Source organism: Pseudomonas ogarae (assembly GCF_014268695.2).
In the GTDB taxonomy this organism is placed as follows: domain Bacteria; phylum Pseudomonadota; class Gammaproteobacteria; order Pseudomonadales; family Pseudomonadaceae; genus Aquipseudomonas; species Aquipseudomonas kilonensis.
Genome location: NZ_CP077086.1, coordinates 2,849,529 through 2,868,252, shown reverse-complemented (window position 1 = coordinate 2,868,252; position 18,724 = coordinate 2,849,529). Strand labels below are relative to the sequence as shown.

The following is an 18,724-nucleotide window of genomic DNA, read 5'->3' as shown; positions in this document are numbered from 1 at the left end:
GCCCGTACAACCTCTCTTTTCTCCAGGAGCTGTACCCATGCCCGCCGCCAAACTGCTAAGTGAACTCAAGTCCCTGGGCGTCGAACTCTGGCCCCAGGACGGACAACTGAAATTCCGCGCGCCCCAAGGCCTGCTCAATGCCGAGCGCCTGGCACAACTGCGCGAGCACAAACAACAGATCCTGCACCTGCTCGAAATACAGCAACAGCCGCTGGTTCAGGCCGACCCGGCGAACCACCACGCCCCCTTCCCGCTCACCGATGTGCAGAACGCCTACCTCTTGGGCCGCCAATCTTCGTTTGGCTACGGCAATGTGGCCTGCCACGGTTACCTGGAACTGAGCTGGCCGGTGCTCGATCCACACCGGGTGGAACAAGCATGGAACCGTCTGATCGAGCGTCACGACATGCTGCGCGCGGTGATCGCCAGCGAGGGTTCGCAACGGGTCCTGGCCAACGTGGCCCATTACCCGCTGGCCGTCGCCGATCTGCGCGGCGCCACAAGTGACCAGCATCAGCACGCCGTGCAACAGATCCGCCAGGCCATGGAACAGAAGCTCTACCCCACCGATCAATGGCCGTTGTTCGAATTGCGCCTGAGCCGCAGCGACAGCGGCGACACCCTGCATTTTTCCATGGACTCGCTGATTGCCGACTGGGCCAGCGCACAGCTGCTGTTCAATGAGCTGGAGCAGTTGCTGGACGATCCCCAAGCCGCCCTGCCGCCCCTGGACATCACCTTCCGCGACTATCTGCTGGCCGAGCGTGGCTTACTCGAAAGCAGTCGCCATCAACGCGATCGCGAGTATTGGTTGGCGCGCGTCGACGACTTGCCCGCCGCGCCACAACTGCCTGCCCCCTTGAGCGGCGAAGACACGACCGTACCGCGTTTCCAGCGGCACTCGGCCCGGCTCGATCAGCAACAATGGAGCGCCCTGAAAAAGGCCGCCAGCGAACACGGCCTGACCCCTTCCATTGCAGTGCTCGCCGCCTATGTCGGAACCCTGCAGCGCTGGAGCCAGCGCTCTGCCTTCAGCCTCAACCTGACACTGCTCAACCGCTTGCCGCTGCACCCGCAGGTGGATCGGCTGGTGGGTGACTTCACCTCCGTAAGCCTGTTGCAGGTCAACGATCCTCAAGGCCAGGACTTCACCCAGCAGGCCCGGCAATTGGGCAGTCAACTGTTTGCCGACCTGGAGCACCGGCTGTTTTCCGGCATTGAAGTGATGCGTGAAATCGGCCGCCGTCGGGGCCGTGAAGCCGCGGCCATGCCAGTGGTGTTCACCAGCGCCATTGGCCTGGCGATCGAACCTCTGGCGGCCAGCCAGCGCCGGGTGGGCCACGGCATTACCCAGACCCCGCAGGTCACCCTCGACTGCCAGGTGATGGATGACCTCCACGGTTTGCACATTCATTGGGACGTACGCCAAGGCGTGTTCCCCGACGGTTTGGTCAACGACATGCAGCAGGCGTTCCTGGCTCAGTTGCAGCGATTGTTCGTGGACCCGGTCGCCTGGGAACAACCGATGCACGTGCCCCTGCCGGCCTGGCAACAGCGTGAGCGCCTGGCGGCGAATGCCACCGCCGCGCCGCTGCCCACCGGTCGCTTGCAGGACGGCCTGCTGGCCATGGCCGCTGAAACTCCACAGGCGCTGGCGGTGATCGACGCCAGCGGCAGCCTGACCTATGCCGCGCTCGTCGAACGCGCCCTCGCCGTCGCCGCCACCCTGCGCAAGGCCGGTTGCGCCGCCCAGGAGCCGGTGGCGATCCTCATGCCCAAAGGCCTCGACCAGGTCGTGGCGGCCTATGGTGTATTGCTCGCTGGGGCCGCCTACCTGCCACTCGACAGCAACGCCCCGGCCGCCCGCCGCGACCGCGTGCTGCGCAGCGCCCAGGTGCGTCATGTACTCGGCCAGTCCCACGCCTTGCCCAATACACCGCTGCCTGATGGGTTGCAGTGGCATGCGGTGGATCAACTGGCGCTCGCATCGGCCGACTTCAAAGCGGTCGACGGCAGTCCCGATGACCTCGCCTACGTGATCTTCACCTCCGGCTCCACGGGCGATCCCAAAGGCGTGATGATCAGCCATCGCGCCGCCCTCAATACCGTGCAAGACATCAACCGCCGCTTTCAACTCAGCGCCAAAGACCGCGTGCTGGGGTTGGCACAGCTGAGTTTCGACCTGTCGGTGTACGACCTCTTCGGACCACTCGCCGTGGGTGGCGCACTGGTGCTGCCCGACCCGGCGCGCGGCGCCGACCCTTCGCACTGGGCCGAGTTGGTGCAGCGGCACCAGGTGACGCTGTGGAACTCGGTGCCTGCGCAACTGCACATGCTCGCCCACTACCTGCATGCCGAACCCCGGCCACTGGACAGCCTGCGCCTGGCGTTGTTGTCCGGTGACTGGATCGCGCTGAACCTGCCGCCGCGACTTCAACAGCTCTTGCCCGGCCTGGCCCTGGTGGGACTCGGTGGCGCGACCGAAGCCTCGATCTGGTCCAACCTGCACCCAATCGGCGCGATTGACCCGGCGTGGCGCAGCATTCCCTATGGCCTGCCCTTGGCCAACCAGGGCTTTCGCGTGCTCGACAGCCAATGGCGCGACGCCCCGACCTGGGTGCCCGGCGACCTGTACATCAGCGGCGCCGGCCTGGCCCAGGGTTACCTCGGCGACCAGGCACTGAGCGAGGCGCGGTTCTTCGCTCATCCCGTGGATGGCCAGCGCCTGTATCGTACGGGCGACCGTGGTCGCTACCTGCCGGGTGGCGAGCTGGAGTTCCTTGGCCGTGAAGACGGCCAAATCAAGATCCGCGGGCATCGCGTTGAACTGGGCGAGATCGACGCCGCATTGCTCGCCACCCCCGGCGTCGACAGCGCAATCAGCCTGGTCACCGGTGACGAGCGCAGCGAGCGTAGCCTGCTGGCCTTCGTCACCGCGGCGCGGACAGCGCCCCACCCTCTGCCGGACGCGTCCTTGTTCACAACGATCAATCGTTATGCCGACAGCCAGGTCGGCACGTTTGACGCACAACACGTACGCGATTATCAGGCAGACCTGAGTGTCGCGGCATTGAGCTCGATGCTGGAGGTGATGCTCAAGGCCGGGGTGTTCAGCGGCGCGCTGGCCGAACCCGATGCCCCAGCCATCCTCAACGCCCTGCAGGCACAGCCGCGCCATCACTGGCTGGTGCGCCGCTGGCTCGGCTCGCTGTGCGAGGCGGGCCTGTTGCGACTCGAACAATCGCGCTATCGACTGGCGCAACCCGCGCCAGAGCCGGCGATTGCCTGGGGTCGGGTGGAACAGGTCATCGCCTCGGGGCTGTGCAGCCAAGCGCTGTTCGACTACCAGCTCAACCATATCTGGCAGTTGCCGCAACTGCTCAAGGGCGAGGTCAACCCGTTCGACCTGCTGTTTCCCCAAGGCCAACAGGACCTGGCGTTGCAGCTGTACGGCGGGGACGCCGTCTCGCGCTACAACAATCACAGCATCGCGGCACTGATCAACCGCCTCGCCACTCACCATGACGGCGACGGCCCGCTGCGTATCCTGGAAATCGGCGCCGGCACCGGCGCCACCAGCGCGCCAGTGATCGGCCTGCTCGATGGCTTGGAAGTCGATTACCTGTTCACCGACATGACCGCTTTTTTCCTGCCGGCGGCCAAGCAACGTTTTGCCGAGCACGCCTGGGTGCGCTACGGCGTGCTGGACATCGACCTGGACATTCGTCCCCAAGGGCTGGCCAGCAACAGCGTCGATATCGTGTTGTGCGCGGGCATGCTCAACAGCGTCAAGGACATCGACAAAGCCCTCGGTCAGATCACCGAATTGCTCAGCCCCGGTGGCTGGCTGGTGTTCAGCGAACCCACCGGTGAATGGCCGCCAATCCTGCTGACCCAGGGCTTCATGATGACCCCGGCCAACGGCAACCACGACCTGGGCCGTAGCGGTTTGCACAACGCCGAGACCTGGCAGGCGCGGATCAAGGCCTTTGGTGGTGAATGCCTGCCGATCCTGCCCCAGGCGGATCACCCGTTGGCCGCCCTCGGCATGCAGGTGTTCGCCGCCCGTTTCAAGGCCGGGTTCCAGCGCCTGGATGTCGACAGCCTGCGTCGCGCCCTGGCGCAGCGCTTGCCCGACTACATGCTGCCAGCGCACCTGCAAGTGCTCGACCGCTTGCCATTGACCGCCAACGGCAAGGTCGATCGCAAGGCCCTGGCCGGCTTGCGCCCCGCTGCCGATGCACAGGTGTCTGCTGGCCAGGCGGCGCCGAGCGATCCCCTCACCGCCGAGCTGTGTCGGCTATGGGCCGAGGCGTTGGGGTTGACCCAGATGGGCGCCGACGACAGTTTCTACGAAAAAGGCGCGGACTCACTGATCCTCGCCCGTGTCGCCGGTCAACTGCGTGAACAACTGCCCCAAGCCCAGGGCTTGAGTTACGACACGCTGCTGCGGCAAATGCTCAACGAGCCAAATGTCACCGCCCTGGCGCGCCTGCTCAACCATGGCGAAACCACGCCGGCCACCGCTGCGGCGAGCGGCGAAGCCCAGCGTTCATCTAGTAGCAATGCGTTGGTGGTGCCGTTCGGCGGTGGCGAGGTCGGCCCGGTGCGAGTGATGTTCCATGCGGCCCTCGGCACCCTGGATTACTTCCAGCACCTGGGGCGCGCCCTGGCCGAGCAACAGGCCGGGCCGGTGATCGGCTTTGCCGTGGCCGACACCGAGCGCTACCTGGCCCTGGAGCCCAAGCGCCTGATCGAAAGCGTGGCCCAGGATTATGCAGAACGCTTGATCGCCGACGGTCACCAGCGCTTCCAGTTGATCGGGTACTGCCTCGGCGGGCTGCTCGCCACCGAGGTCGCCCGGCGCTTGCTCGAACGCGGCATGGACGTGGTGGACCTGAGCCTGATCGACAGCATTCCGATGTTCATCGACACCGACGAAGAGCTGGCCTACGAGGCGATCTTCGTGCCCAACCTGAACCTGGACCCGGTCAAAACCGTGTTTGGCGCACACATCGAAGACTACGACGTGTACCGCGCCATCGACCTGCTGATGGCCCGTGACAATCGCCGCGTGCCGGCCGGGGCCATGGCTTCCTTGAGCGGCGACCCGGGCCTTGAAGCCCTGGCGCTGGCGGTGCAACAACAATCGGCGCGCAGCCAGGAACAACGCCTGGCCGAATACGCGCGCCTGGCGTCGGGACAGGCTGGGGTGCCCATCGGCCCTGAACTGGTGCCGACACTGTTTCGCGTGTGCCGCCACAGCATGCGCGCGGCACGGTTCGACCCGCCGCCGTTCCTCGGCAACATGACCTACCTGCGCTGCCTGGAGCAGCAGTCGTTTGGCATCACCGGCGGCGTTGGCCACCTGGCGGCACCGTTCTGGGAAGACGCGTGCCTGGGGCGGTTCGACTTGATCGACGTGCCCGGCAACCACTTCAGTGTGATCGAACCGCCCCACGTCCACATCGTCACCGCGCACCTGCTGGACGCCCTTCGGAAAAACTCATGACCACCGCCCTGGATACTCTGAAACGCCCGGTCAACCGCCTGATCCGTATTGGCGTGGTGTTTGCCGCGGTCGGCGCGCTGGTCAACCTGGTGCCCTTTATCGGCCTGACCGAGCTGGGTCGCTTGCTGCTGGCTGGCAGCGTCGACACCCAGGCCTTGTGGCGCTGGGCAGCGCTGGTGGTGATCGCCTTGAGCCTGGGTTGGATGGCCAACGGCGTGGCCCTGTGGTTGACACACCTGGCCGACCATCGCCTGCAGGCCAACCTGCGCGAAGCCATGGTGCGCAAACTGGGGCGCGTGCCCCTGGGCTGGTACACCGACACCACCTCGGGCGCGGTGCGCAAAGTGGTGCAGGACGATCTTGAAGACCTGCATCACTTGGTCGCCCACCATGCGGTGGAACTCACCGCGGCAGTCATCACCCCCCTGGCGGGGCTGGTGTGGCTGGTCACGTTGAACTGGCGCCTGGCATTGCTGGCGGTGCTGACATTGCCGGTTTATGCGCTGGCCTACGCCCTGATGATGCGCGGCTTCGGCGCCAAGATGCAGTTGCTGGACAAGAGCATGAGCCGAGTCAGCGCCGCCATCGTCGAGTTTGTCCACGGCATTGCCGTGGTCAAGGCATTCGGGCAGGTGGGCCAGGCTCATCGCAGCTATCAGCAGGCGGTCAACCAGTTCAGCGAGCAATACGCCGGCTGGGTCAAACCGCTGCTGCGCCTGGAAGCGTTTTCCTCGATGGCCTTGAGTGTCCCGGTGATTCTGTTGGTGAGCCTGGGGGTGGGCAGCCTGTTGCTGGCCGAAGGCTGGATCACGCCGCTGCAATTGTTCGCCGAAACCTTGGTGGCGGTTGTGATTCCGCAGTCGCTGTTGGTGATCAATCAGAGCCTCACAGCCCAACGCACCGCCCTGGCGGCGGCCGACCGCGTCGAAGCGCTGCTCAAGGTTGAAGAGCTGCCCACGCCGAATGTAGGCAAGCAACCCCAGGGCAGCGACATCACCTTTGAACACGTGCAGTTCGGCTACGACCCCGAACACCCGATCCTTAACGGCGTGGACCTGCACTGCCCGGCCGGCAGCGTGACGGCCTTGGTTGGCGCGTCCGGCGCGGGCAAATCGACCCTGGCCAAACTGGTGCCGCGCTTTCACGACGTCAACGCTGGCTGCGTGCGGGTCGGTGGCGTCGATGTGCGGGAAATCGATCCGCGCCAGCTGTACCGGCAGGTCGGTTTCGTCTTGCAGGACGCGCAACTGGTGCACGGGACCGTGGCCGATAACCTGCGCCTGGGCCGTCCCGACGCCAGCGATGCAGAAATGGAGGCGGCGGCTCGCTCGGCGCAGATTCACCCGCGCATCCAGGCCCTGCCCCGGGGCTATCAGTCGGTGATCGGCGAGGATGCGATTCTCTCCGGCGGTGAAGCACAACGCCTGTCCATCGCCCGCACGCTGTTGGCCGACACGCCCGTGCTGATCCTCGACGAGGCCACCTCCCACGCCGACCCCGAATCCGAGGCGTTGATCCAGGACGCCCTGTCGGCCCTGGCCCGGGGTCGCACGGTGCTGGTAATTGCGCACCGTCTAGCCAGCATCAGCGGTGTGGACCAGATCGTCGTCCTCGATCAGGGCCGTGTGCTGGAAAGCGGTCGTCACGAAGCCCTGCTTCAGGCCAACGGCGCCTATGCCCACCTCTGGCGCGCCGGCGCCAAGACCTCCGTTCCCGAGTTGGAGATGTCCCTGTGATCCACAGTCTTGTCACTTTACTGGGGCCGGCTCACGCCACACGCCTCTATCGATACCTCGCGTGGCTGGTGACCAGCGCCGTGCTGCAAGGGCTGGCCGTCGCGTTGCTGGTGCCGATCCTCCACGCGCTGTTTGCCGGTGATCTATCCACGGCGACGGCTTGGCTGGCCGGCCTGGCGGCGATGGTCGTGCTGACCTGCTTTGCCCATTACCAGCAGGCGATGAAGGGCTTTGCCCTCGCGCTGGTCGTGTTGACCACTTTGCATGATCGCCTCGGCCAACACCTGGCCAGCCTGCCCCTGGGCTGGTTCAACTCGGAGAAAGTCGGGCGCCTGTCGCGCAGTGCCACCAGCGGCACGTTGATGGTCACCGGTTTGTTTGCCCATTACCTGGGACCGGTGGTGTCCGGGGTGGTGGTACCGGCCACGGTCGCCCTGACCTTGTTCATCTTCGACTGGCGCCTGGGCCTGACCGCCGTGTTCTGCGCGCCGCTGATCTATTTCGCCCATCACGGGTCCGCCGCTGCCATTGGCCGTAACGATGCCCGGGTCGAAGCCGCCGCGACCCTCGCCGGTAACCGCGTGGTGGAATTCGCCCGCTACCAGCAAGTGCTGCGCGCCTTTGGCCGGACCCAGGAGGGCTACGCGCCCTTGCAGGCGGCCAACCTGGCGCAGAAGCAGGCCGGCGGTTCGATGTTGGCCCAGACCTTTCCCAGATTGCTCGCCGGCGGCCTGACCGTGCAACTGGCCTTCGCGCTGCTGGTAGGCGTGGGCATCGCCCTGGCTGCGCGAGGCGACATCGACGCCATCCAACTGATCGCCCTGCTCGCCCTGGCGGCACGATTTGTCGGGCCACTGGCCGAGGCGGCGGCGCGCAGCGGCCTGTTGCGCATGGCCGGCAATGACCTGGACCAACTGGTGGGCATCCTGCGCGAGTCGCCATTGCCGCAACCCGCTATCAGTCAGCCGTTGACCGCCCCCGGCAGCTTTGCCTTCGAACACGTCAACTTCGCCTATGCCAGCGGCCCGACGGTGCTGCGCGACCTGACCTTCACTGCAGCGGCCCATTCGATGACGGCGATTGTCGGCGCCTCAGGCTCGGGCAAGACCACCGTCACGCGCCTGCTCATGCGTTTTTTCGATACGACCGAGGGCCGCGTCAAGGTCGGCGGTGTCGATGTACGCGAACTGTCCAACGAAGCCTTGATGGCGCAACTGTCGCTGGTGATGCAAGACGTCTACCTGTTCGACGACAGCCTCGAAGCCAACATCCGTGTCGGTAGGCCGGACGCCACTGCGCAGCAGGTGGCTGAAGCGGCGCGGCTGGCCGGCGTCGATGAAATTGTCGCGCGCCTGCCCCAGGGCTGGCACACCCCGGTGGGCGAAGGCGGCGCGGCACTGTCCGGTGGCGAGCGCCAGCGGGTGTCCCTGGCCAGGGCGTTGCTCAAACGCGCCCCGATCGTGCTGCTGGATGAAGCCACCGCGGCACTGGATCCGCACAACGAAGCCTTCGTACAGACGGCCATTCGTAGCCTGAAGCAAAGCTCGACGGTATTGGTCATCGCCCATCGCCTGCCGACCATCATGGCCGCCGACCAGATTCTGGTGCTGGATGAAGGTCGTCTGGTGGAAGCTGGCACACACCCGCAACTGCTGGCCCTCGACGGGCGTTACGGCGGTTTTTGGCGTGACCGCCAGCGCGCCGGCGGCTGGCGTCTGAACGCGCAGGCCCAACCATGCTGATCGGTGTGCTGGGTGCCAGTGGCGATGTCGGGCTGGCCAGTGCTCGGGCGTTGTTGAGCTTGGGCGTGAACGAGCTGCGCCTGGGCGGGCGTGCCCCACGCAACGGTGCCCGCTGCCTGGCATCGCTCCAGCAGCAATGGCCCGATGCACACCTGCAATGGACAGCGGTGGACTTCAATGATGCCCCCGCCCTGGCCGGGTTCGCCGATGGCTGCGACGTGCTGCTCAACTGCGCCGGCCCCTCCTGGCAATTGGCGGACCGTGCCGCCCAGGCGGCGCTGCAAACCAATGCCCATTACGTGGATGCCGCCGGTGACATGACGCTCGAGCCCAGCCAGTGGCGCAACCGTTGTGCCGTCCTCGGTGCCGGCCTGCAACCGGGGCTCACCGGTTTGCTTCCGCGTTGGCTGGCCGAGCAGGCATTTACCCAGGTCCTGGGACTGACCAGCTATTTCGGCCTGCGTGACCAATTCACCGCGGTGGCCGCCGACGACTTCCTGCAAGGGGCGGTAGATGGCACCAGCGAGCCCCTGGCGGCCTGGTACAACGGCCGCTGCAGTAGGGCGCTGCGCCGCAGCCGAGACGTGCTGCTGCCCTGCTTCCCCGGCCAGGTTCACTTACTGCCCTATTTGAATCAGGAAGGCGAACGCCTGGCCATGGACCTGCGCCTGAATGTCGGCCATTGGTTCAACGTGATCACCGACGGACATGTGCTCAAGGCGTTGGACCTGGCCCACAGCCTGTCACGTATCGAAGCCGTGCAGCGATTGTGCGAGGCCAGCCGGTTGGACCTCAGCGGCCAGCCCCCCTTCGTCACGTTGCTGCTGCAACTCGACGGGCTGTGGGAGGACCAGGCGCGCACCCGCAGCCTGGTCCTCAGCGGCGCAGGCAACGCAGCGCTGACCGGTGCAATGGCCGCCACCACGGTGGTCAGCGTGGCGAACGATGAAATCCGTGCCGGCTGCCATTACGCCGCCCAGGCATTGCCGCCCACCGCCAGCCTTGAACGCCTGCAACGCACCTCGGCGATCCGTGCGTTGAACCTGCTGGACGGTCCGCTCGATCACTTGCATACCGTTGAAGAAGGTTGCCTATGAACATCGCCCTGAATGAACTTGAACACGTGAGCCTGGGGGTGATGGCCCAGGTACTGCTGCACACCCAGGCCTTGCCGTTGCAGGTCTGGCGCAGCGCCGGGCAAATCAACCAGGCCTTGGGCACGGCCCCCCGCCATGCCTGGATTGTGCGGCGCTGGCTGGCGGCCCTGAGCCGTGCCGGTGCGCTGTGCGAAGCCGCTGAACGCCTTGCCTGGCAAGGCACGCCACCCAAAGCCGCAGTCGAAAATTTGCCCCGGCTATACGCCGAACTGGGCTTCCCGACCAGCATGGCGCCCCTGCACAACCAGGTCATCGACTGCCTGCCCGACCTGTTGCGCGATCAACTCGCCCTGGCGCCGTTGCTGTTGCAAACAGGTGACCCCGTCGCGGTGCTGGGTGCCTACCAGCACAACCTGTTCACCACGGCGATCAATCAGGCCCTCGCCGCACGTGCAGCCGAAGTCAGTGCCCACGGCGATCGGCTGCGGGTGCTGGAGTTGGGCGCTGGCGCCGCCTGCACCACCCACGCCGTGCTGGCCGCGCTGCAAGCACGCGAGAAGAACTATCGCTTCACCGACATCAGCTCGCTTTTCAGCGGCGCGGCCCAGCGCCAGTTTCGCCTGGAGCCGGGGATGCACTTCGGTTTGCTCGACCTGGACCGCGACTTCGCCGAGCAAGGCATCGAGGCGCGCAGCCAAGACCTGGTGATCGCCGGCAATGTGCTGCACAACGCCCGCGATTTGTCCCGCAGCCTCGGGCAGATTCGCACCTGCCTGCGGGACGGCGGGAGCTTGTTGTTCAGTGAGTCCATCGCGGACAACCCGGCGATGTTGACCTTCATGCACCTGCTGCTGTCACCGCCCGCCAATGCGCCGTTACGCAGTACGGATGAGGCGTTCATGACACCCGATGCATGGCGCCAGGCCTTGCAGAGCCAGGGTTTCCAGTTGCTTGAGGTATGGCCCGCGGCAACCGACCCGCTGGCGGCCGCCGGGCAGCGCTTGTTTCACGCCATAGGAGTTTCATGATGACGCTGAACGTTGACACCCTGCTGATCGAGCTGCCCGTCGGCACGTTCCCATGGCATTTGCCTGCCCTGACCGACCTGGGCATTCATCAACGCTCCCCGGCTCGTCTGTTGGCCGTCATCGAACGCCAGCGCCCCGCCGTGGCGGTGATGAACGCCGAACAGCTGGAAAGGCTGCTGGACTTTCCCGCCCTGCCTTTGACCGACCTGAGCCACCTGGAACAGGTGTTGTTCGTCACGGCGCAACCGGGCGACTGGCAACTCGCCGAGCGGGCGGCGGCGCAGCTCAATTGCAGCGTCCAGGGGTTCACGGACGCCCTCGGGGAATGGCGCGACCTGGCCAGCGTCAAGCTCGAGCAGCAACGCTGGCGCGAGCGAGCCCTTGGGCACCCCGCTGTGAGCAGCGTCGCGTTGCACGGCCAGACCTTGTTCGCTGTACCTCATCCTTGTGAGACAGGATGGGTTGAGGACTACCTTGATGCCACTGAAGCGGCCCTCGACCGGCAGTTTTCCACCGAGCGACTTGTTGAAGCGGTACGGCTCAATGATCGGTTGGGCCACGCCGCGTTGCTGTCGATGCTCAACGGTCTGGACCATTGCGGCCTGCTGCCGGCACCGGTGAATGATGTGGCCCAGGGTCTGGCTCACGCGGGTATCGCGCCGGGTCACCGGTCGCTGATCGCACGCTGGCTGGACGTGCTGCAAGGGCAAGGCCTGTTGCGCCGCGAAGGCACCCGATTGCATCCCACCCTTGACGCCAGCGCCTGGAGCGACGCCGCCCTGGAGGACATCTGGGCGCAGTTGACCCTGGACTGGGCACGCAACACCGGCGGCAGCGGCACTCTCGAATATGCGCAGGCGAATGCGCGCCAACTGCCGGCGCTGATGCGCGGCGACTGTGCGGCCGTGCACCTGTTGTTTCCCGAGGGGCGCACCGACCGCGCGGCGGCGTTGTACCGCGAAAGCCTGGCGGCCCAGTACCAGCACCGCGCGGTGGCCCACTGGGTCGGTGCCTGGGCCGCACGCCAGCCAGCCGGCATCCGGTTGCGCGTGCTTGAAGTCGGTGCCGGCACCGGGTCGACCACCCAGGCCGTGCTACCGGCCTTGGCCGAGGCTTCGGTGGACTACCTGTGCACCGACGTGTCGCGCTATTTCAGCGAGCAGGCCGCCGAGCGTTTGCAAGCCTGGCCGTGGGTCCGCCATGGCGTGTTCGACATTGATCGCCCCGCCCTCGCCCAGGGTTACCGCAGCCAGAGCTGGGACCTGATCGTCGCCGGTGGCGTGCTCAATGCCGCCCGCGATACCGAACGCTCCCTGGCGACCCTGCTCGCCTTGCTCAAGCCGGGCGGCTGGCTGGTATTCAGCGAACCCACGCAGGAGGAATTCTGGGTGATGGCTTCCCAGGCCTTCATGCTCAACCAGGCCAACGATGAACGTCAGCTCAGCAGCGCCACCTTCCTGGACCTCACGCAGTGGCAAACCGCACTGGCCAGGACCGGGTTCCAGGGCAACCGTAGCTTGCCCGCCGCCGGGCACCCACTGGCGCGCCTGGGTCATCGCATCTTCGCCGCCCAGGTGCCCGTCCATCGCCTGAGCCGCGCGGCACTGTCTGCACACCTCGAAGAGCCCGCCTTGACCCTCGAACTGCCCGACCATTTACCCGACAACCACACGCTGGCCCTGTGGGCTCGCCTGCCGGAGACCTGCTCATGAATGGTGCTCCTGCGCGCAAACGCGTGATCGTGGCCGGCACCGCGTTCGGCCGCATCTACCTGCAAGCCCTGGCCCGCGCCCATGACCGCTACGAACTGGTGGGCATCCTGTCCCGCGGCAATGCCTATTCCAAGGCCTGCGCCGAACATTATGGGGTGACGCTGTACGAGACCGTCGAACAGGTGCCGGATGATGTCGATATCGCCTGCGTGGTGGTGCGCTCCGGGGCAACCGGTGGTGCCGGCGGTGACTTGGCCCAACAATTTCTGCGCCGAGGCATCCACGTGTTGCAGGAACACCCGGTGCACCACCGCGAAATCGCCGCGTGCATGCAGGCCGCGCGCCAGGGCCAGGCCGCCTATGCGGTGAATACGCTGTACCCGAATATCCTGGCGATCCGCCGCTTTCTCGCCGTGGCCGCTTACCTGCGCGATCGACAGGGGTTGGCGTATATCGAAGCCGCTTGCAACAGCCAGGTGGCCTACCCGTTACTGGATATTCTCGGGCGCCTGACCGGTGGTCTGCGGCCCTGGGTGTTCGCGGCACCGACCCCTACGGTCGCAGAGCAACCCTTCACGCGGCTCGACGCCCGCTTCAACGGCGTACCGATCAGCTTGCGGGTGCAGAACCAGGTGCACCCCAAGGACCCGGACAACCACTCGTTCCTGTTGCATCGCCTCGAAGTCGGTTGTGAAGCCGGGGTGCTTAGCCTGGGCGACACCCACGGCCCGGTGCTGTGGAACCCGCGCCTGCACGCCTTAAGGGACAGCACCGACCGCCTGATCATGGCCGGTCCCGGCAGCGAGCGGCTGGCCGGGCCGACGATAGTGCTGCTCGATCCGCAGGTGCCCAAGAGCTACCAGCAGGTGTTCAACCAGGTCTGGCCCGACGCGGTCAGCGTCGCCCTGGACGAGTTGTGCCGCGACATCGACGAGCCGTCGCGGCGCCTGCGCAGCGGCGTCTGGGCCACCGAGGTGTCCATGGCCTGGCGCGAAATGAACAACCTGATCGGCATGCCCGCCTTGATTGAGCCGCCAGTGCCCCGCCCGCTGCCGCTGGCTGAACTTCAGGCCCTGGCCGACGCCGTGCACCCCCCTTGCGGTGACGCCACCGCCCAACTGCTCGGAGCGCTGCCGTTTTGAACACTGCTCAATCCTCCTCCACCTGCAGCCATGTGTTGCTATGGGTGCGCGACTTGCACCAGGCCGTGGCGAATTTTCGTGCTGCCGGTTTCGAAGTCACCTACGCCACTGCCGAAGCCCGCGCGCAACACGCGCATATCTGGTTCAGCCAGGGGCCGATCATCGAATTGCTCACCACACCGCGCCACGCCTGGCTATTCAAGTGGCCCATCGACTGCCTGGCCGGCCGTGGCGCCGGGCGACGGATGTTGCGCTGGGCCGCCCAGGGCGAAGGGTTCTGCGACCTGGCGCTGCTGTGCGAGACCCCCGCCCTGGCGCCGCGCCTCAAGGGCCTGACGGACTGCGGCGTGGCCATGGGCCGGACGGTGAACTGGCGGCGTACCTGCGCTGATGGCCGCCAGACGCGCTTTCGTTTCGTCTACCCGCGCCACGACCGCCTGCCCTTCCTGGTCACGCCCTATGAGCCGGCCCAGCATCCGCCCCAAATGATTCATCCCAACGGCGCAACGGGCTTGGCGGCGATCCACCTGGGCGTACATCCCGCCGACCACACCGCCCTCAGCCTGCTGACCGGTGACGACCCGTTGCTGCGTATCCAGCCGGCCGAATACACCGGCGTACAGGCGGTGCGAATCGCCGGCCTGGCGCACCCGCTGATTCTGCACGGCGCCCGTTTGCTGGGTTGCCCGATCGCTCAAGGAGATTGCCATGCTTGATGGATGCACCGACTGGCCCGACGACTTTATCCGCCGTTATCGCGAACTCGGCTACTGGCAAGGCGTGCCGTTGGGCCAATTGCTGCGCGAGCAGGCGCAGCGCACACCGCACAAAGAGGCGCTGGTGGACGGGCATCGGCGCTGGCGTTACGCCGAACTCGACCTGCAAGCCGACCGTTTGGCCGCCGGCCTCGCCGACCGGGGCCTGCGCGCCGGCCAGCGGGTGCTGGTGCAACTGCCGAACATCGCCGAGTTTTTCAGCCTGACGTTCGCCCTGTTGCGCCTGGGCGTGATTCCGGTGTTCGCCCTACCGGCCCATCGCGAACATGAGCTGCTCCACTTGGCCCAACTGAGCCAGGCCGTGGCCTATGTGATTGTCGATCGGCACCTGGGCTTCGATTATCGGCCGCTGGCGCGCACCCTATGTGAACAGGCGCCGAGCCTGCAACAGGTCTGGGTGGTCGGGGCGGCCGAGGAATTCGTGTCTCTGGCCGACTGCGTTGCTGACCCTCGTCCGCTGTCCGCGCCAGACTCACGGGAAGTCGCCGTGCTGCTGCTGTCCGGCGGCACCACCGGCCTGCCCAAGTTGATCCCGCGCACCCATGACGATTACGCCTGCAATGCGCGCCTGGCAGCCCGGGCGTGCGGCTTCGACAGCCACACCCGCTACCTGGCGGCGTTGCCCGTGGCGCACAACTTCCCCCTGGCCTCACCCGGTGCACTCGGGGTGTTCAGTGTCGGCGCTACCCTCGTGTTGGCGCCGGAACCCAGCCCCGACACCACCTTCGAACTGATCGAGGGCGAACGCATCACCCACACCGCTTTGATCCCGCCGCTGGTGCTGCTGTGGCTGGAAATGGCGCAATGGTCCGACCACGACCTGAGCAGCCTGCAATGGCTGCAGGTCGGTGGCGCGCGGCTCAAGGCCGAGATCGCCGCGCGCATCGGTCCGGCCCTGGGCTGTGGCCTGCAACAGGTGTACGGCATGGCCGAAGGGTTGCTGTGCTTCACCCCACTGGATGACCCGCAAGCACGCATCTTCGAAACCCAGGGCCTGCCGCTGACCGCCGATGACGAGATCCGCATCGTCGACGCCGATGACGTACCGGTTGCGCCAGGCGCCGTGGGCGAACTGCTGGTGCGTGGCCCCTACACCATTCGCGGTTACTACAACGCCGGCGAACAGAATCTGCGCGCCTTCACCGCCGACGGCTTCTACCGCAGCGGCGACCTGGTGCGGCGTCTGCCCGAGGGCCATTTGATCGTCGAGGGGCGGACCAAGGATGTGATCAACCGCGGCGGCGAGAAAATTCCGGTGGAGGAAATCGAGAATCTGCTGCTGGGCCATCCGTTGATTCGCGATGTAGCCCTGGTGGCCTTGGCCGATGAACTGCTGGGTGAGCGCAGTTGCGCCTGTGTGCTGGCCCACGCCGAACACGTCGAGCTGGGAGCGATCAACGCCTGGCTGCGCGAGCGTGGGCTGGCCGCCTACAAACTGCCGGATCGCTTGCAGGTGCTGCGCGAGTTCCCGCTGACGCGCCTGGGCAAGGTCAACCGCAAGGCCCTGGCGGAACAGGTGCACGCCTTATGAGTGGTGAAACATCCCCGTGGTTGCGCGTGCTACGTGAAGGTGAACAAGCCCGGGCCCGCCTGGTGTGCCTGCCACATGCTGGAGGCAGTGCGAGCTTTTTTCGCCCGTGGCTGGCGCATCTGCCGGGGGATATCGACCTCCTGGCCGTGCAGTATCCCGGACGTGAAGAACGGTTCAACGAAACACATATTCCGTGTCTGTCCAGTCTGGCCGAACGTATTACCCAGGCGCTGTTGAGTTTGCCCGCCGGCCCGCTGTGGCTGTTTGGTCACAGCATGGGCGCGGCGCTGGCCTACGCCGTCGGTGTGCATCTGGAGGCGGCGGGCGTCGGTGCCGAACATGTGTTTGTCTCGGCCCATCCGCCACCGCACCGGCAACCGTCCAGTGACCTGCATCGCCAGGACGACGACGCACTGATCGCCGACATTCTGCGCCAGGACGCCGAGGCCACAGACCTATGGGCCAACCCGCAGCTGCGCACACTGTTCCTGCCTACCTTGCGCAGTGACTACCAGGCCATCGAAACCTGGCGCCCCACCCGGCTCGACCGCTTGGCGGCGCCGATCGACGTGCTGCTGGCTCGCGAAGACACCGAAGTCAGTCTTGACCAGGCCCACGCCTGGGCAGACCTGAGCGAGCACGCCCCGGATATTCGCCTGTTCGACGGCGATCATTTTTACCTCAAGCAACAGCCGCGCCCCGTGATCCATCACCTGCTGCAACGCACGGCCTACCTTCAAGGAGACTTGCTATGAAAACCCCGGAACACTGCACCGGCCTGCCGGACATTCGTCACGCCATCGACACCCTCGACCGGCAGATCGTCGACGCCCTGGGGCTGCGTATGCAATACGTCAAGGCGGCCTCGTCGTTCAAGCCCGACCAGGCCAGTATTGCCGCACCGGACCGCGTCGCGGCGATGTTGCCACAGCGCCGGCGATGGGCGCAGGAGGTCGGGTTGGACGGTGAATTCATCGAGGGCCTGTTCAACCAGATCATCCATTGGTACATCGCGGAACAAACGGCGTTCTGGCTGCAAAAAAAGAGCGAAGCGGTATGAACGAAGCCACCTTATTGAACGTGTTCGAAGCCGCGCACCAGCTCGCGCTGAAGTACCAGCGCCCCGTCGTCGCCGTGAGCTCGCACCCCGCACCGACCCTCGACCCCTTGGCACTCTACGAGGCGCACCGGCAAGGCTTCTTCTGGCGCGCTCACTCGCCGGACCTGACACTGTTCGGCCTGGGTTGCGCCTGGCAGATCGAAGCCGCGGGGGGCCAGCGCTTGACCGACGTCAACCATCAATGGTTCGCGTTGTGTGCCGAGGCGGTGATCGACGGTCCCCATCCACCGCTGCTGCTGGGCGGCATGCGTTTCGACGCGCAGCAACCTTGTACCCCGCATTGGGCACCGTTTGCCGATGCCAGTTTTCACCTGGCCCAATGGTTGCTCAGTGAGGACAACCATGGCCGCTGGCTGCGTTGCCAATGCGTGGTAGAACCCGGCAGCGATCCAGCCGTACTGGCACACAACAGTCTTGCCGCTTACGCACAGCTTTTCGCGCCTCAACACTCCCCTGCGTCTGCCCCCCAGGTGATCGAACACAACGCATTGCCAGCGCCGCAGTGGCAGGCCAAAGTCGCCAACGCCTTGCAGGCCATCGATAGCGGCGAGCTGAGCAAAGTGGTGCTCGCCCGCCATATTGAATATCAGCTGGACGCCACCCTCGACAGCGGCGCGGTCATGCGCCGGCTGCATGACCGGCGCAGCCATTCCCACCTGTTCGCCCTGCACCGGGGAGACAGTTGTTTCATGGGCGCCACCCCGGAGCGACTGCTCAGCTGCCAGGAAGGCCGCCTGAGCACCCATGCCCTCGCCGGTAGCGCTCGGCGCGCCCCAACGTCCGAAGAAGACCAGCAACTGGGCACAGGCTTGTTAGCGGACCCCAAGGAACTGCACGAACACCAATTGGTGGTGCAGACCATCCTGCAAGGCTTGAGTGGCATCGTCAGCGAACTGCAAGCGCAAACCCGCCCCGAACTGCTGAAACTGGCCACGGTGCAGCATTTGAGCACCCCCATCAGCGCCCGACTTGAAGAGGGGCGCAGCTTGCTGGACGGCATCCAGGCCTTGCACCCCACCCCAGCCGTAGGAGGTTTGCCAGGTGCCGCAGCCATGAGCTTCATTCGGCGTCACGAAGGTTTTGATCGGGGCTGGTATGCGGCGCCCGTGGGCTGGCTGGACGCAAGGGGCAACGGAGACTTCCTGGTGGCCCTGCGTTCGGCACTGATTACGCCCCAGCATTGCCATTTGTTTGCAGGCTGCGGGATTGTTCATGGATCCCGACCGGCCGATGAGTATGAGGAAACTCAAATCAAGCTGGCCAGCATGGAGCAAGCATTACGCCTCTTCTCAGGCTAACGGAGCACCACCGCAATGTGCCTTGCGTGA

General features: G+C 65.8%; 12 protein-coding genes. All 12 read left to right on the top strand.

Features of this window, described 5'->3' with window-relative positions; translation table 11 throughout:
* Positions 1-37: 37 nt before the first annotated feature.
* The 12 genes from HU749_RS12685 to HU749_RS12630 are packed head-to-tail and all read left to right on the top strand — an operon-like array spanning position 38 to position 18,694.
* Complete coding sequence (locus HU749_RS12685; RefSeq protein ID WP_186652155.1) at positions 38-5,512, top strand: non-ribosomal peptide synthetase; 5,475 nt, start codon at positions 38-40, stop codon at positions 5,510-5,512.
* Positions 5,509-7,248 carry an ABC transporter ATP-binding protein gene (locus HU749_RS12680; protein ID WP_186652157.1) on the top strand — a complete coding sequence of 580 codons (1,740 nt, stop codon included), beginning with the start codon at positions 5,509-5,511 and terminating at the stop codon, positions 7,246-7,248. Before HU749_RS12685 ends, HU749_RS12680 begins: the two co-directional genes overlap by 4 nt.
* Positions 7,245-8,990 carry an ABC transporter ATP-binding protein gene (locus HU749_RS12675; protein WP_186652159.1) on the top strand — a complete coding sequence of 582 codons (1,746 nt, stop codon included), beginning with the start codon at positions 7,245-7,247 and terminating at the stop codon, positions 8,988-8,990. Before HU749_RS12680 ends, HU749_RS12675 begins: the two co-directional genes overlap by 4 nt.
* Positions 8,984-10,087 carry a saccharopine dehydrogenase NADP-binding domain-containing protein gene (locus HU749_RS12670; protein ID WP_186652161.1) on the top strand — a complete coding sequence of 368 codons (1,104 nt, stop codon included), beginning with the start codon at positions 8,984-8,986 and terminating at the stop codon, positions 10,085-10,087. Before HU749_RS12675 ends, HU749_RS12670 begins: the two co-directional genes overlap by 7 nt.
* Positions 10,084-11,115, top strand: a complete 1,032-nt coding sequence (locus HU749_RS12665; protein ID WP_186652163.1) for a class I SAM-dependent methyltransferase — start codon at positions 10,084-10,086, stop codon at positions 11,113-11,115. The genes HU749_RS12670 and HU749_RS12665 overlap by 4 nt, the downstream gene beginning before the upstream one ends.
* Positions 11,115-12,827: a class I SAM-dependent methyltransferase gene (locus HU749_RS12660; RefSeq protein WP_225919162.1), complete on the top strand. Its 1,713-nt coding sequence runs from the start codon at positions 11,115-11,117 to the stop codon at positions 12,825-12,827. The genes HU749_RS12665 and HU749_RS12660 overlap by 1 nt, the downstream gene beginning before the upstream one ends.
* On the top strand, positions 12,824-13,969 hold the full coding sequence (locus tag HU749_RS12655; protein ID WP_186652165.1) for a Gfo/Idh/MocA family oxidoreductase: 1,146 nt from the start codon (positions 12,824-12,826) through the stop codon (positions 13,967-13,969). The genes HU749_RS12660 and HU749_RS12655 overlap by 4 nt, the downstream gene beginning before the upstream one ends.
* Positions 13,966-14,685 (top strand): VOC family protein, encoded by a 720-nt coding sequence (locus HU749_RS12650; RefSeq protein ID WP_186652167.1) that lies wholly within the window; start codon positions 13,966-13,968, stop codon positions 14,683-14,685. Before HU749_RS12655 ends, HU749_RS12650 begins: the two co-directional genes overlap by 4 nt.
* Positions 14,678-16,276, top strand: a complete 1,599-nt coding sequence (locus HU749_RS12645; protein WP_186652169.1) for a (2,3-dihydroxybenzoyl)adenylate synthase — start codon at positions 14,678-14,680, stop codon at positions 16,274-16,276. The genes HU749_RS12650 and HU749_RS12645 overlap by 8 nt, the downstream gene beginning before the upstream one ends.
* Positions 16,273-17,031, top strand: a complete 759-nt coding sequence (locus HU749_RS12640; protein ID WP_186652171.1) for a thioesterase II family protein — start codon at positions 16,273-16,275, stop codon at positions 17,029-17,031. Before HU749_RS12645 ends, HU749_RS12640 begins: the two co-directional genes overlap by 4 nt.
* A complete protein-coding gene (locus HU749_RS12635) occupies positions 17,028-17,336 on the top strand; it encodes an isochorismate lyase (RefSeq protein ID WP_018605337.1) in 309 nt (102 codons plus the stop codon). Before HU749_RS12640 ends, HU749_RS12635 begins: the two co-directional genes overlap by 4 nt.
* Positions 17,333-18,694 carry an isochorismate synthase gene (locus tag HU749_RS12630; protein ID WP_186652173.1) on the top strand — a complete coding sequence of 454 codons (1,362 nt, stop codon included), beginning with the start codon at positions 17,333-17,335 and terminating at the stop codon, positions 18,692-18,694. Before HU749_RS12635 ends, HU749_RS12630 begins: the two co-directional genes overlap by 4 nt.
* Positions 18,695-18,724: the final 30 nt, after the last annotated feature.

Coding starts and splice junctions, on each gene's coding strand:
- HU749_RS12685 (WP_186652155.1), top strand. CDS start 38: ATGCCCGCCGCCAAACTGCTAAGTGAACTCAAGTCCCTGGGCGTCGAA.
- HU749_RS12680 (WP_186652157.1), top strand. CDS start 5,509: ATGACCACCGCCCTGGATACTCTGAAACGCCCGGTCAACCGCCTGATC.
- HU749_RS12670 (WP_186652161.1), top strand. CDS start 8,984: ATGCTGATCGGTGTGCTGGGTGCCAGTGGCGATGTCGGGCTGGCCAGT.
- HU749_RS12665 (WP_186652163.1), top strand. CDS start 10,084: ATGAACATCGCCCTGAATGAACTTGAACACGTGAGCCTGGGGGTGATG.
- HU749_RS12660 (WP_225919162.1), top strand. CDS start 11,115: ATGACGCTGAACGTTGACACCCTGCTGATCGAGCTGCCCGTCGGCACG.
- HU749_RS12655 (WP_186652165.1), top strand. CDS start 12,824: ATGAATGGTGCTCCTGCGCGCAAACGCGTGATCGTGGCCGGCACCGCG.
- HU749_RS12645 (WP_186652169.1), top strand. CDS start 14,678: ATGCTTGATGGATGCACCGACTGGCCCGACGACTTTATCCGCCGTTAT.
- HU749_RS12640 (WP_186652171.1), top strand. CDS start 16,273: ATGAGTGGTGAAACATCCCCGTGGTTGCGCGTGCTACGTGAAGGTGAA.
- HU749_RS12635 (WP_018605337.1), top strand. CDS start 17,028: ATGAAAACCCCGGAACACTGCACCGGCCTGCCGGACATTCGTCACGCC.
- HU749_RS12630 (WP_186652173.1), top strand. CDS start 17,333: ATGAACGAAGCCACCTTATTGAACGTGTTCGAAGCCGCGCACCAGCTC.